The organism is Niallia laureatilytica (assembly GCF_046613985.1).
GTDB lineage: Bacteria > Bacillota > Bacilli > Bacillales > Cytobacillaceae > Niallia.
In genome coordinates, this window is the sequence record NZ_JBKKHP010000001.1 from 968,962 (window position 1) to 984,563 (window position 15,602).

At 40.5% G+C, this 15,602-nt stretch carries 12 protein-coding genes; all 12 read right to left on the minus strand.

Translation table 11 applies throughout. The features are described from left to right. Window positions 1–128 precede the first annotated feature (128 nt). A complete protein-coding gene (thrS, locus tag ACLIJJ_RS04940) occupies window positions 129–2,060 on the minus strand; it encodes a threonine--tRNA ligase (RefSeq protein WP_411410606.1) in 1,932 nt (643 codons plus the stop codon). A gap of 412 nt (window positions 2,061–2,472) precedes the next feature. Continuing rightward, window positions 2,473–3,327: a putative sporulation protein YtxC gene (gene ytxC, locus ACLIJJ_RS04945; RefSeq protein WP_233317481.1), complete on the minus strand. Its 855-nt coding sequence runs from the start codon at window positions 3,325–3,327 to the stop codon at window positions 2,473–2,475. Window positions 3,328–3,458: 131 nt separating this feature from the next. Next, window positions 3,459–4,388, minus strand: coding sequence for a primosomal protein DnaI (dnaI, locus tag ACLIJJ_RS04950; RefSeq protein ID WP_233317480.1), 930 nt, complete (start codon window positions 4,386–4,388; stop codon window positions 3,459–3,461). A 13-nt stretch (window positions 4,389–4,401) separates the two neighbouring features. After that, on the minus strand, window positions 4,402–5,814 hold the full coding sequence (locus ACLIJJ_RS04955; protein ID WP_233317477.1) for a replication initiation and membrane attachment family protein: 1,413 nt from the start codon (window positions 5,812–5,814) through the stop codon (window positions 4,402–4,404). Between the two features lie 156 nt (window positions 5,815–5,970). Further along, complete coding sequence (gene nrdR / locus ACLIJJ_RS04960) at window positions 5,971–6,426, minus strand: transcriptional regulator NrdR (RefSeq protein WP_233317475.1); 456 nt, start codon at window positions 6,424–6,426, stop codon at window positions 5,971–5,973. Window positions 6,427–6,637: 211 nt separating this feature from the next. Continuing rightward, complete coding sequence (coaE, locus tag ACLIJJ_RS04965; RefSeq protein ID WP_233317465.1) at window positions 6,638–7,237, minus strand: dephospho-CoA kinase; 600 nt, start codon at window positions 7,235–7,237, stop codon at window positions 6,638–6,640. 34 nt (window positions 7,238–7,271) lie between these two features. Further along, entirely contained in the window at window positions 7,272–7,907 is a 636-nt protein-coding gene (gene ytaF, locus ACLIJJ_RS04970; protein ID WP_233317463.1) for a sporulation membrane protein YtaF, read from the minus strand. A 79-nt stretch (window positions 7,908–7,986) separates the two neighbouring features. Then, entirely contained in the window at window positions 7,987–8,811 is an 825-nt protein-coding gene (gene mutM, locus ACLIJJ_RS04975; RefSeq protein WP_233317461.1) for a DNA-formamidopyrimidine glycosylase, read from the minus strand. Window positions 8,812–8,831: 20 nt separating this feature from the next. Continuing rightward, entirely contained in the window at window positions 8,832–11,456 is a 2,625-nt protein-coding gene (gene polA / locus ACLIJJ_RS04980) for a DNA polymerase I (protein WP_233317458.1), read from the minus strand. Between the two features lie 441 nt (window positions 11,457–11,897). Then, window positions 11,898–13,655: a two-component system histidine kinase PnpS gene (gene pnpS, locus ACLIJJ_RS04985; protein WP_233317456.1), complete on the minus strand. Its 1,758-nt coding sequence runs from the start codon at window positions 13,653–13,655 to the stop codon at window positions 11,898–11,900. Window position 13,656: 1 nt separating this feature from the next. After that, the gene (locus tag ACLIJJ_RS04990; protein ID WP_233317454.1) at window positions 13,657–14,367 is read right to left on the minus strand and encodes a response regulator transcription factor; all 711 of its coding nucleotides are present in this window, start codon (window positions 14,365–14,367) and stop codon (window positions 13,657–13,659) included. Between the two features lie 193 nt (window positions 14,368–14,560). Next, window positions 14,561–15,496: a malate dehydrogenase gene (mdh, locus tag ACLIJJ_RS04995; protein WP_233317452.1), complete on the minus strand. Its 936-nt coding sequence runs from the start codon at window positions 15,494–15,496 to the stop codon at window positions 14,561–14,563. Between the last annotated feature and the right edge of the window lie 106 nt (window positions 15,497–15,602).

A 15,602-nucleotide genomic window follows, 5' to 3' on the forward strand; every position in this document is an offset into this window, starting at 1 on the left:
GAAATGGATAAGTCAACGAAAGAATTATCACAACGAAAAAAATTTTACCAAAGTTCTTGCGTTATTGCAATACTTTTTGCATAATTTCCTGTTTTTTCGGTACATCACCGTTTTTTGGAAAGTACTTTTTATTTTTTTACTTCGTCCAAAAGACCTTGCAGGAAGGAATCGAAAGGAATAGTTTCAGACTTCTGCTCTCCGTATTTACGAACATTGACTGCATTTTCTTCCACTTCCTTGTCACCTACAACAAGCATATAAGGGATTTTTTGCATTTGTGCTTCCCTGATTTTGTAACCAATTTTTTCATCACGCTCATCAAGCTCCACACGGAACCCTTGATTTTGAAGCTGCTCTTGCACTTGCTTCGCATAATCAAAATGAACAGAAGGAGATACTGGAATCACTTGAACTTGTACAGGAGCAAGCCATGTTGGGAATGCACCTTTGTATTCTTCAATCAAGAATGCGATGAATCTTTCCATTGTCGATACAACACCTCTGTGGATAACAACAGGACGATGTTGTTTGCCGTCTTCGCCGACATATGTTAAATCAAAACGCTCTGGCAATAAGAAGTCAAGCTGAACAGTAGACAAAGTCTCGTCTTTGCCAAGAGCAGTCTTAACCTGAACGTCAAGCTTGGGTCCATAGAATGCTGCTTCTCCTTCAGCTTCGTAGTAATCCAAGCCAAGATCATCCATCGCTTCTTTCAACATGCTTTGTGCTTTGTTCCACATTTCATCATCGTCGAAATATTTCTCTGTATCCTGCGGATCACGATAAGACAAACGGAAAGAATAATCTGTCAGATTGAAGTCTTTGTACACATCCAGCACAAGGTTTACAACGCGTTTGAATTCATCCTTAATTTGATCAGGACGGACAAAGATATGAGCATCATTCAAAGTCATCCCGCGGACACGCTGAAGTCCAGATAGGGCTCCAGACATTTCGTAGCGGTGCATTGTTCCAAGCTCGGCAATACGAATAGGAAGCTCTCTGTAGCTGTGAATATCATTTTTGTACACAACCATATGATGCGGGCAGTTCATCGGACGAAGAACTAGCTGCTCATTATCCATATCCATTACAGGGAACATATCCTCTTGGTAATGATCCCAGTGGCCGGAAGTCTTATAAAGATCAACACTACCCATGATTGGTGTATAGACATGCTGATAGCCTAATCTTTCTTCTTTATCGACAATGTATCTTTCCAAAATTCGTCTGATTGTTGCACCTTTAGGAAGCCATAATGGCAGGCCTTGTCCAACTTTTTGAGAAGTCATGAACAGATCAAGCTCTTTTCCGATTTTACGGTGATCTCTTTCCTTCGCTTCTTCCAATAGACGAAGATGCTCATTAAGATCTGCTTTCTTGAAGAAGGCAGTTCCATAAATACGCTGAAGCATTTTATTGTCACTATTGCCTCTCCAGTAAGCTCCTGCAATGTTCAATAGTTTGAATTCTTTCAGTTTACCTGTAGAAGGCACATGCACACCGCGGCAAAGGTCAATAAATTCACCTTGCTCATACAATGTAACTGTCTCATTTGCCGGAATTGCTTCAATCAGCTCCAGCTTGTACTCATCATCCATTTCTGTAAAGAGCTTAACTGCATCATCGCGGCTTACTTCTTTACGAACGATCTCCAAGTTCTCATTAATGATTTTAGACATTTCCTTTTCAATTAAAGGCAAATCTTCTGGTGTAAGTGATTTGTCCAAGTCGATATCATAATAAAAACCACCTTCAATAACAGGACCTACTCCAAGCTTTACATTACCATGCAGCCTTTTAATAGCTTGTGCCATCAAGTGGGCAGTACTGTGGCGAAGAATCTCCAATGCCTCTTCTCTCTCAGGTGTAATGATTTCAAAAGAAGCATCCTCAAGGATTGGTCTTCTTAAGTCATATAATCCACCGTTAACTTTACCGGCAAGAGCTTTTTTCTTTAGTCCAGGGCTGATGGATGCTGCGATATCTTCAGTAGTTGTGCCTTCAGCAAACTCCTTTACTGCTCCATCTGGAAATGTAATTTTTATCATTTCTGACATGATATTTCCTCCTTCGTTATACTTGTTTATCTTTTCATGTTAAAGGACCAGAACGCAAAAAAACCCGTCCCTATAGAAAGGGACGAGTTATGTTTATATAATTCGTGGTTCCACCCTAATTCCCGCTCATCCCACTATGGGCATAAACAGCTTTAGTTAAGCAGATAACGGCTGCGGTCCGCCAAACCAATAATAAGGGGGTTTCCCTGTTCCTGGCTGAAGTTTAAAGGTGGTAAGCAATTCTCATCGTGTTAGGAAGCTCCCAGCTAATGCTTCCCTCTCTTAAAACCGTACAAGAAAACTATTGTCCTTATCATAACATGTATTCGATATAGTTATTTTATGTACGTTATTATATGCTTTATGTTTTATAATTGCAAGTAGCCGCGATTCATTTTTTTCTCAATAGTTATTAGAATGTGTGCGGTGTTCCTTGAAAAAATTCCTCCTTGTCCAGAACGCTGACTCTCTCTTCAAAGATGTTCATGATAGTGCGAACGATTGGCTGCTCGCGGTCTTCTGTGTACAGGTGAATCGTTTTTGGCGCAAGGGATAGAAGCGGACCGATTGAAAATGGATCAATATAGACAGATTGATAGGCAAACATCTTGCTGTCGAGTATTTTCATTAAATCCTGCTGAGAGAGTTCCCGATATTCTGAATCATAAAATTGAATTTCTAAGTCGACAAGCACATGAATCGTCTGGACCTTAGGTTTACGTTCTGCAAGAAAGTCCCTTAACGTCTGAATGAACACTTGATACTCCTGTTCCATCTTATATTCATCAATGGCGATTTCCACATAGCCATGCAGCTTTTGGGTATAGTCCTGCAGCCGGAATGTCACAAAGCTATCGAAAGAAAAAGAAAGATTTTCTTTCAGAAGGTCACCAATGGCATGATCGAGACACTCGTGTAAATGAAGCTTGCCAAGCAGGCTTGCTAAATCCTTTCTTTCTTTTTCAAGCAGACTGTGGAGAATCTCAAGAATATGGCGCTGCTCCGCTTCATCTGTATAATAGTATTGCTCTGTCAATACTTGCCTTGCCCACTCCTCTGATTTGTAGTGAAGAATAAACTCCCCTAAAACCATTTTAAGTGTTTGGATAAACAAATTATTTTGCTCAGCACTCCAGCTGAACTTCAAGCGAAATTCCTGTTCTTCTTGAATGGAACTGATGCCCCAATTCGGATATTTATGTTTAAGATTGATCAGCCTAAGCAATTTTTCTCCATCGCCTTTTTTTTGAAAAATGACTTCAATCAATCGTAACCCCCCTTTGTGAAAAAAATCCTTGTTAGAATGTATATGGGGAAACACAAAAAAATAGAAGTGGTGACGATAATCTTCACAAGAAAAAGGCAGGCTCAAATGTTTTAAGCCTGCCTTCATAAAGGTTATTTACGCTTATTTTCGCCTCTCAGATGAACTGGTTCTGCCAAGTATCTGATTCTTTCCATTACCCGCATCGCCTTCATTTTCTCCTCTTCACCGCGCTGTGAATAAGTGAGATGGTATTCTAAACCTGCAAAATCAAAGTTCGAGCTGAATAATGTCGGCAGATTTTCTAGCATTCTAAACTGCAAAATTGGTCCTAAAACTTCATCCCGTATCCAGCTTGACATCGTCTCTGCCCCAATATCATCAAGCATCAGGACTGGTTCTCTTTTAATGCTCTCAATTTTGTCATTTAATGAGTTATCAGCAATAGAACTCTTCATTTCCCTGAATAGTTCCGGCACATACACAATCATGGAAGAAACCTGCATTTGCGAAAGCTCATTAGCAATTGCGCCAAGCATATAGGATTTTCCTACACCAAACTCACCAAAGAAATACAGACCTTTCTGCCGAATTCCAGGTTCGTATTGTTTTACGAAATTAATTGCTGCCCTAACCGCCTGGGCACGCTCTTGGCCTATGTCCAGATTGTTGAATGATGCCTTGAGAATATCCTTAGGCACATGCAAGCTCCGAATAAGCTTTTCCTTTTTCTTTTGGCTGTCTTCCATTATCTTGCGCGGGCAGACATCATATTGAATGTCAATAGCTCCTCTGTTAATTACCAGCTTCGGATGATATCCCTGCATCATGTTAATGCACTCACCTAAACTAGGACAGCTTCGGCACTCTTTGCTTTGGTTTGCATACTCATACAGCTTCATCATGCCTGTTTCCAGCATACGCGGGGTGATAGAATCCTCCTGCTCTTCTAGGAATGATTTAACATCAGGGTGATTCAGCACCTGCTCCTTCATAGCCTTATACCTCTCTTGAAAGCCGCCGTTTGCTCCAAGCTTACGAAGAGTATCATTAATGCTTTCCATATTCGTTCACCACCTATTTCCTTAAGTTTTTTATTTCCTCTTCTAATTCTTTTAGAACGTCGTTATCTACATTCTCCGTATTTGCTTTTTCCGGGGCATCCACTTTTGCATCAGCGGTTTTGTCCACTCCAAACCATTCCGGAATTTTCTCTTTCCGAATGACTTTCCTCGCTGCTTTATTATTGCTGGTTGTATTTTTTCCATTTGCCCAATCTGAATACTGCTGATGCTCTCGTTTAGCGAGCTCCATCGCAGCCTTAACAGTTTGGATTTTCTTTCTCACCCATTGGCCAGCGATTTTTTCTACGTAGCCCTTCGTCAGCTTCATATCTGTTTTCAGCATGACATAATGTATCAAAACGTTAATGACACCAGGAGGGAGCTTTTGGGAAAACATAATTTCTTCAATAATTTGAAGGTCTGCTTTTGAGGGTTCCGCTCCGCCTCCAATATCTTTCAAGAACTGCCTTGGTGAAGTATTATCGAGATAATACAGGAATTCTTCTTCTTTTGATTTTGGGGCTTCTGTCTGTGTCTGCCACTGAACTGGCTGCGTTCTGTCCACTAACAGCGGATATTTTCCGCCATGCTGAAATTGATACCAGTCTCTTGCGGCTATTCTCAGCTCTTCTATATCAATTTCATCGTTTGGATTAATGGCACTCATCACGATATTCTTCATTTCAATCGGATTAATTCCATACAAAAAGGATAATGTTTGAATGGCTTCCTTTACCTTAGTTGTTATCGCCTTTTTGGAAAGGAAGGATTCATTCAATCCTGCAAGAAGAAGATCAAAATCAAAATCGTTGTTCTCGATTTTAATGCTTTTCTGCTCTCTTTTGCCGATAAGGATGGTTTCCTCATCTAACATCTCGCCGCCTTCCCATTCATATGTCGATCGAACGACACTGGAATGATCAGACATGAATACATCCTGAAACGCCTTCGTGACCGGCTTGTACTCTTTCTCATCAAGCTTGCGTTCTTCTGCAAAGAAGTTCTTCAGCCTGTTATATTGGGCTTTCCCTATTTTTCGAAAAAGATAAACATTTAGTATGCCATCAAGAAAAAACTGTTCAGGTGTTAATGGCGGCTGTAACTCATAAATGAAGGAGCGATTTTCTCCTTCCTTTTTCATATATGTCTTAAGAAGTCCGATTCCTTCCAGCTTTGATCTTGCAGCATATATTTCTTTCAAGCCGCAATCCATAAAATTCATGAGGCTGTGATGGGAATGATCAGTTGACCATAGACGGTTTTCCTCTACCTCTCCCCATAAGGTCATATACAGGCCAAGACAGGATGTCCCGATAAGCGGCTGATACAAAAAGGTGATTACCTTCCGGTCATACTCACTTAATAGTCCGTTTGTCGATACTTGATATCTGTCGATTGGAAGCAAGTCCTGCCAATGCTGTGACATAACCGTCACTCCTTTGCTATTATTGCTTAAAAAGGCTGTAAAGACTTAGCAGGTTAGAGCCTAAAACAAAGTCAAAAAAGAGCCAAAGAATCCTTCAGCTCCTTTTTCATTTTCAAGTGACCGCTCGAAGTGTCACCTGTGCAGCACCGGTTTGCCTTAATTCTTTTTTATCAGCTCTTTCAGTTCCTCTATAAAAACATTTATATCTTTAAATTGACGGTAAACAGATGCAAAGCGGACATATGCCACTTCATCGACTTCCGCCAAACGATCCATGACCATTTCACCGATGTCTTCACTATTAATCTCCGAAACGGCGTTGCTTCTAAGTTCCTTTTCAATTTCTGCCGTAATGTCTTCTAGCTGCTTTAAAGCAACAGGCCTTTTTTCGCATGCCCTAATGAGACCACGCAGAATCTTGTCACGGCTGAACTCTTCTCGAGTTCCTTCTTTTTTCACAACGATCAACGGTATTTCTTCTACTTTTTCGAAAGTAGTAAAGCGGTAACCGCACTCTTCGCATTCTCTTCTTCTGCGGATTGAGCGGCTGTCATCAACAGGTCGTGAATCAAGAACACGGTTATTATTATGTTGACATGAAGGACATCTCATCTATATCAGCTCCGAATTCATTGTTCGCAATGTATTGATTCCCATTAATATTATCTTATAAAAAAGTGCCAGTTTGTACAAGTGATAGAATGAATTAATTATTTCCTGCTTAAAACTTTATGTCCATTTTTTATGGAAACAATGGAAAATGCAGCATATTTCTTCATGAAAAACTGCCCCATTAAAGCTATGGGGCATCGTAACACATTTTTTAAAGGACCTTCCAGTCATGCAAAATCTGAAGAGCTTGAGCTTGGGAATCTTCAACAGTTCCATTATTGTCGATTATTCTATCTGCCAGCACTCGCTTCTCTTCTAAAGGCATTTGCGCTGCAACTCTTAATTGTGCCTGTTCAAGGCTCAGAGCGTTTCTGTCCATCAGCCGCTGTATTTGAGTATCTTTTTCCACATAGACAAGGACTGTTTTCTCAACTGTGGCATCCAGCTTATTTTCAAACAGTAAAGGTATATCAAGAATTACTGCCGGGCTGCCTGCTTTAACGGCCTCCTCTTGCTTGGCGTTCATTCGGTTTCTTACCTCTGGATGTACAATTCCATTAAGCACAGCCCGCTGTTTTTCATCGCTGAAGACGATTTCGCCGAGCCTAGCCCGATTTAGACTGCCGTCTTCGAGCAAAATTCCAGAGCCAAAATGGGCAACGATTTCACGGTATGCCGGCTCCCCCTTTTCTACAGCTAAACGGGCTTCAACATCAGCATCAATAACGACTAAGCCCAGAGAGCTGAAATAGTTGGATATGGTGCTTTTACCGCTGGCGATGCCGCCTGTCAAGCCTATAATTAAAGTCATTTGTTCTCCTGCCTTTTATTCAATGGTTTCTTTTTTACAGCTTAAAAATACCAATAATAATTAAAATAATTCCTGGGATAAAGGAGAATTTCTCCATATAGCTTTTTTTAGACAGCATTCGTCCGCCAAACATTCCTAACGAAACAAAGGATGTACTCATAATGATGACAGCAAGTGTCAAAAAGAATGGAGAGAATCCTAGCATGGATGCTCCTATTCCTGCCCCAAATGCATCTAATGACAGCGCAAACCCAAGGACTATTGCCTCAACTCCTGTTATAGTTCCAGAGTTGTCAAAATCAGCTGACATCGGTTTTCTTAAAATGTTAATCACAATTCCCAATGACTTAATTTCAAAATTCACCAAGTTTTTTTCTGTGGTAATAATTTCTCTTTCTTTATCCGGCCGAAAAAACTGATATAAGATCCAGATTCCTAAAATAATAAGAATTCCGCCGCCGATTTGTTCGGCAAAATCAGAAGAGAACACTTGTGCAATAACATGGCCTAACAGCATCGAAAGCAGCAGTGTGAATCCAGAACAACAGGCAATGATGAAAATGGATTTAAAAGGAATCTTCATCTTTCGTAAACCATAAGTGAACCCGACACTGAAATTATCAATACTGACAGCAAGCGCTAATAGGATAAGAGAAAGTACTTGTGACATTTTAAAAAAGCTCCTTCCTAACGGATAGTAATATACTATATGGAAGGAGCCCATCCAATGTTAATGCTAATACTGGCTGCTATTTTTGACAATGCGGACAAAAAACAGTCCCTCTGCCTCCAACAATGATTCTTTCTAATTCGGAGCCGCATTTTTTGCAAGCTTCCCCTTTTCTGCCGTAAACAAAAAGTTCAAGCTGGAACATTCCGATTTGCCCTTGTGTATTAACATAAGAGCGTATCGTGCTTCCGCCTTTTTCCACCGCTTCTGACAATGTCGCTATAATTTCTCTGTACAGAGTCTCTGCTTCTAGATCATTGATCGTGCTCGCAATTCGTTCTGGATGAATGCCGCTGCGGAACAATGCCTCATCTACATAAATATTTCCGAGTCCAACGACAATCTTTTGATCAAGCAAGGCTGTTTTGATGCTTCTTGTCGTGCGTCCAAGCCTTTCCTTGAAGTTCCCGATTGTAAATTCAGAGTCAAAAGGCTCCGGACCAAGCTGGGAAAGGGGAAGGGTATGGTGCTCCTCCCCTTTTTTAAATAGATGCATCGTTCCGAATTTGCGGACATCCTTATATCGCAACTGTGAGTCGTCTTCAAAATAAAAAATTACATGTGTATGCTTGTCAACAGGATCGTCCTTTTGGAACAACCCGTACCGTCCTTCCATCCGCAAATGAGAGACAATTGTAAAATCAGTTGTTTCAATGAGAAGGAACTTGCCTCTCCGTTTAATATCTTCAATCCTTTGTCCAACAAGAGCATCGGAAAACTCCTCGACATTTTCCGGTCTTTTTATCATCTTCGCCCACGATACAGCAACCTCTTTGATTACCTTATGCTGTGTGAGCTCCTTTAACGTCCGTCTGACTGTTTCTACTTCTGGTAATTCAGGCAACTTCATTTACCTCTTTTCTATTACTTAGCATCAAACCATGTGTCACCATACGAATAGTCCACCTTCAGCGGAACACTAAGTTCCACTGCGTTTTCCATCACGTCTGGCACAATTTCTTTCAGCTTTTCGATTTCATTCTTTGGTGCTTCAAAGATCAATTCATCATGCACCTGCAGCAGCAGTTTTGCTTGCAAGCCTTCTGATTCCAAACGCTTCGCCATTTCAATCATCGCTTTTTTGATAATATCTGCCGCACTGCCCTGTATTGGCGTATTCATCGCAGTTCTTTCTGCAAAGCTGCGCAAATTGAAGTTTCGGCTTGTAATATCAGGCAAGTATCTTCTTCTATGAAGCAATGTGGACACATAGCCTTGCTGCTTTGCGTCTGCCACAATCTCCTCCATATAGTTCTTAACGCCAGGATAGCTCTCCAAATATCTTTCAATAAACTTCCCAGCTTCCTTTCTCGTGATACTCAAGCTCTGTGATAAGCCGTAATCACTGATACCATAAACAATGCCAAAGTTAACTGCTTTAGCGTGTCTTCTCATATTAGAGGTTACTTCATCTGCTTCCACATGGAAAACAGACATTGCTGTTTCTGTATGGATATCATGATCCTCCCTAAAGGCCTCAATCAGCTTCTCATCATTGGCAATATGAGCAAGCACCCGAAGCTCAATTTGGCTATAGTCAGCAGCAAATATAATCCAATCCTTCTCAGAAGGAACGAATGCTTGCCTAATTTTTCTGCCTTCCTCAAGTCTGATTGGAATGTTTTGCAGATTTGGATCAATGGAGCTCAATCGGCCTGTTTGTGTCAACACCTGATTAAAGCGAGTGTGAATTTTGCCGTTGTGAACCACTTTTTGCAATCCTTCAATATATGTGGACTGAAGCTTTCCAAGCTGTCTGTATTCAAGAATTTCCTTAATCACATCATGGGAGCTCGCCAGCTGTTCTAAGACATCTGCTGAAGTGGAATAACCTGTCTTTGTCTTTTTAACGACAGGCAGACCAAGCTTTTCAAACAGGATAACCCCCAGCTGCTTAGGAGAATTGATGTTGAACGTTTCGCCAGCCAATTCATAAATACGCTCTTCAATACTTTTAAGCCTGTCATTGATTTCTGCACCCATCTTTTGAAGTCTTTCTACATCAACCTCTACTCCTGTTGATTCCATATCTGCTAGTACAAGACTAAGTGGCATTTCCAGCTCATAGAATAGTTCCTCTTGACCATTCTTCTTAAGCTCTTCTTCCATTTTGTCCTGAATGGCAGAAAGGGCAAATGTTTTGCGGACAAGATGGTCTGAAAGCATGTCTTCCTCTGGCACCTTTCGTTTAGCTCCTTTACCATAAAACGCTTCATCCGATTGAATATTCGTGAAGCCGTACTTTTTAGAAACAGACGCAACATCCTCGATGGATGCAGATGGATCTGCAAGATACGCCGCAATTAAACAGTCGAATGTGATGCCTTTCAAATGAATGCCCTTATGTCGGAGAGCTACCTCTGATCTTTTCGCGTCATACACTGTCTTCTGCTTTGACTCATCCTCTGCCCATTCCTTAAAGGCTGCTGATTCTAGGGCTGATTCAATCGGCAAATAAAATGCCCCTTTTTCATTCACTAACGAGATTCCGATAATTGGCGCATAATGATAGTTATCTTCTAACACTTCCACATACAGGACGTTCTCGTCGGCAAAAATATCTGCCGTAATCTCCTTCACATGTTCAAATTCAATTTGTTCCAGCTCTGCAGCTTCTTCCACAGGTGCATCTCCAAGCTTGTCCAAAAGAGAATTAAAGCCGAGCTCCTTGAAAAATGGGCGGAGCTTCTCTTCGTTCATGCCCGGAAATTCCAGTTCCCCTAATCCTACAGTTAACGGAGCCTCTCTTGTAATCGTGGCCAGCTCCTTGCTCATTAACGCTTGGTCTTTGAATTCCTCGAGTTTTTCTTTCAGCTTTTTACCACTGACTTGATCGATGGACTGCAGAAGATTTTCAAGTGTTTCAAATTCCTTCAACAGCTTAATCGCCGTCTTTTCTCCGACTCCTGGCACCCCAGGAATATTATCAGAACTATCACCCATTAATCCCTTCATGTCAATAATCCGGTCTGGAGTCAAGCCGTATTTTTCTTGAATATGATCAGGCGTATATGATTCAATATCTGTAATCCCTTTTCTCGTAATGTAAACAGTCGTTTTATCTGAGCTCAGTTGAGTCAAGTCTTTGTCACCTGATATAACAACAACCTCATATCCATCCTGTTCGCCTTGCAAGGAAAGTGTACCGATAATATCATCTGCTTCATAATTCTCCAGCTCATAGTGGCGGATGCCATATGACTGTAAGAGCTCCCTTATATATGGAAACTGCTCCGATAATTCAGGCGGAGTCTTTTGACGACCTCCCTTATATTCACTGAAGGTTTTATGCCGGAATGTTGTTTTGCCAGCATCAAAAGCAACGAGCATATGTGTCGGCTTTTCATCCTCCAATATTTTCATCAGCATCATTGTAAAACCGTAAACTGCATTTGTATGTACACCTTTGTCGTTGTTCAGCAGGGGCAAGGCAAAAAACGCCCTGTATGCAATGCTGTTCCCGTCAATCAGAATCAGTTTTTTCTTCAAATTCAGTTCCTCCATTCCTTATGTTCCTCTATATCAGCCGCCTTTGCTTTAACAGCAAAATAAGTAATATTATTATGGTCTAATCTCTTTTATTTTACCATGAGTAGATAAAGATTGTAAGGAATAGCCCTTGTTCATAGCCTGCTCATGCTAATCCCTTTTATAAGACAGAAAAGCATTTACTACCGTTAAAAAATAGAAAAAGTGCAGAAAACAATTCTGCACTAAAAAGATTATGTATAGATGCACCTAATTAATTGATTTTCAACGATAGGATCTCTTTTAAGTAGATTAACTCTTGTAAATGTAAGAAGCCGAAAGCGGGGTGGCTTTCGGCTTCAGCTCTTAACCTAATGGATAAGGGGGGTCTTCACTAGTATTTTAGCAAACCCTTGTAAATACTTTGCAAACCATATGTAAAAGTAATGTAAACTTGTACAATTAATATGGGAACTTTTTATGCAGCAATATGGTGAAAGTTGTTCCTTCGCCAACTTCACTATCCACCTTTATTAATCCTTTATGGAGTTCAACAAGATGCTTTACAATTGCCAATCCAAGGCCAGTTCCGCCAGAGTTCCTGCTTCTTGCTTTATCGACTCTGTAAAAGCGTTCAAAAATCCTTGGAATTTCACTTCTTTCAATACCTATTCCCGTATCTGCTACAAAAACTAATACATCCCTTTCCTTGTTTTCGACAGAAACGGAAACCTTGCCGCCGCTTGGTGTATAAGAAATCGCATTAGATATCAGATTCATAAACACTTGAATAAGACGGGCCCTGTCACCTTCAATCCAAACTTCCTCACTAGGACGTTGAAAATCAAGAATTAAATTCTTGGCATCCGCTTTATTCGCAAGAAGTTTGCTGACCTCTTCCAAAATATCCAGGATATTAATTGGCTCCTTAACTAATGAGAAGTTATGCTGCTCCAGCTTTGTTAAGTCAAGTAAGTCCTGAATAAGCGATTGCAGCCTGTCACTCTCTTTTAATATGATTTGCAAAAACTCTACTAATGCCTCTCTATTATCCATCGCCCCGTCCAATAGAGTTTCCGAAAATCCTTTAATAGAGGTGATTGGTGTCTTCAGTTCATGAGATACATTGGCGACAAAATCTTTTCTGATTTGTTCGAGTTTTTTCAACTCTGTAATGTCATGGAAGACGAGCAATATGCCCATCCACATATCATTTGTCCCGATTATAGGCACACCATAAACTTGGAAGCTTTTTTTCTCAAAATTAATAGTAAGCTGTAATTGCTTAACAACCTTATGCTCCGTCATAAAAATTTCTTCAACTAAATCAGATATTTCTCTATGTTCTATAACGTGATAGTAAAGCTTGTATAAATAATCAGATGAATTAACAGTAAATAAATCCTTGTAAGCTCTGTTTACTAGATTTATATACCCTCTGCTGTCAATCAGCAACAGCCCGCTCCCAATATTTTCAATAAGAGTTCCAAGCCGGTCCTGCTGAATCTCCTGAGCCTTAACCATCTCTTGCAGGTTTTTTGCCAGCTTATTTAAAGAGGAGCTGAGCATACCTGTCTCATCCATATTATCCTCATATGTACGTGCATGATAATTGCCTTTTGCCAAATCAACCGCTACCTTTGCAGCAGATTCGATTGGTCTCATATAGCGGAACACAAGTGTTAAACCAATAACAAAGATTAAAACAAAAGCAATGAGCAATGCAGCAAGGACATATGTATTCATCTGCTGATACGCATCCTTCTGTGATGACAAATCAAGACCTAAAAAAAGATAGCCTTGCTTGTCCCCATTAAACTTCAGCTCTTGCCAATAATAATGGAAACTCGTATCTCCGCCAGTAAAGTCATCTTGCGGCTGGCTCGATGCTTTGCTGACGACTGAACTCAGTGATTGTAAAAATTCATCATGCGCCTTTTCTCCCTCATCAATGAGGATATTTCCTTTTGTGTCTGTTACTGTTATTTGGATATCCAAAAGCCTGCTGTATTCTGCCATCTCACTTGCATCTATATCCTCAATAGAATCAGCATTGGCCATTTGAGCTACAAGCAAACTGCTTTCCCTTTCCAGCCTCGTATCAGACGAATTTATGTAAGAAGATTTATTTAACTGGTAAATAAACAAACCCAGCACCAAAAAGACAATGGCGACGACCAGAAGTAAACTGGCCAGCAGCCTGGATTTAAATGTTTTCATTTTATTTTGGTTCCTCTAGTTTATATCCTAATCCACGAATCGTTTTAATGTAGATTGGCTTCTTCGTGTTATGCTCCATTTTCTCACGCAAATGGCTTATATGAACATCAACGATTCTTGTGTCTCCAACAAAATCGTAGTTCCAAACCGCACTTAACAGCTGATCTCTAGTTAGAACACGTCCTTTGTTTCTCGCCAAATACAGAAGCAGTTCAAATTCCTTTGGAGTAAGCTCTAAAAGTTCTTCCTTGAAATATGCTTCATAGTGGTTTGGCATGACTTTAAGCTCCCCAATTTTAAGCGTATCTCTTTCTTCCTTTTCCTGCTCTGATGATTCTGATATTAGCTGAGAGCGTCTTAATACTGCTTTAATACGGGCAATAACTTCCCTTGGGCTGAATGGTTTTGTCATATAATCATCTGCACCAAGCTCCAAGCCAAGAACCTTATCGAACTCATCATCCTTTGCAGTCAGCATAAGAATGGGTGTAAATATTCTTTGCTGCCTCAAGTTTTTGCAGACATCCATCCCGTCCATCTTCGGAAGCATCAAATCAAGGAGGATGACATCAGGATTTGACGTAACCGCAAGATTCAGCCCTTCCTCACCATCCATTGCTGTTATAACATCATAGCCCGCCTGTTGCAGGTTATATTTTAGTAGTGTTACGATAGACTGCTCATCATCAACCACAAGAACTTTCTTCTTCATAAATGCCTCCAAGTTTAAAAAATTCCCCTAAGTCCCCCAAAATTTACATGTCTATTATAGTATAAATCAGCAGCAGACGAACAACAAGCTAAGCTTGCTCTATCCTTCCTACTTCCTGCATATTTTTGGTCCGTATTGGAGAGTAGGTAAAAAAGACCCATCTAGTACTAGATGGGTCTTTTTATAATACATTTTATGTAAGCACATTAAGAACATTTTTCACGGAAATTACTGACTTGTCCAATGCTGCTTTCTCTTCTTTTGTCAGTTCAAGTTCAATTACCTGCTCGATACCGTTTCCGCCAAGTATGGTCGGAACTCCCAAGTATATATTAGAATAGCCGTATTCTCCATCAAGATAAGCAACTGCAGGCAAGACTCTTCTTTGGTTTTTGATTATCGCTTCGCACATTTCGGCAAGTGATGCTGCCGGAGCGTAATAAGCGCTTCCATTTCCGAGCAGATTAACGATTTCAGCACCGCCGTTTCTTGTTCGGTCAATAATCTCATCCAAGCGATGCTTTGGTATCAATGTTTCCAGCGGAATACCACCAGCATAGGAATAACGGATTAAAGGAACCATATCATCTCCGTGGCCGCCAAGAACAAAGCCAGTAATATCCTTAACAGATAAATTCAATTCCATTGCTACAAAGCTTCTGAATCTTGCTGAATCCAGGACACCAGATTGTCCAATGACTCTATTTTTCGCAAAGCCTGACTCCTTGTACACCGTGTATGTCATTGCATCTACCGGGTTGGAAAGGACAATGATAATGCAATCCGGCGAGTACTTGACCACTTCATTTGTGACCGACTTCATAATACTTTGATTTGTTTGCACTAAATCATCTCTGCTCATCCCAGGCTTCCTTGCGATACCCGCCGTGATAACAACTATATCCGAACCTTCTGTATCCTTATAATCTGATGTTCCTTTAATATTTGCATCAAAGCCTTGTACTGGACTCGCCTCAAACATATCAAGCGCTTTTCCCTTTGTTGGATTTTCCATCTTCGGAATATCAAGCAGCACAATATCGCCAAGCTCCTTTTGAGCCAGCAGAAATGCAGTCGTAGCACCAGTAAATCCGCCGCCAATAATGGAAATCTTTTTGCGCAAACTCATACTAATTCCTCCTTTAAATCTTTTTTATGCAATAAAAGAGGGAAGAGGCCCCTCAACACTCTTCCCTCGAATAGACTAAGCCTTAACAGTCAAGGGCTTGATTTTA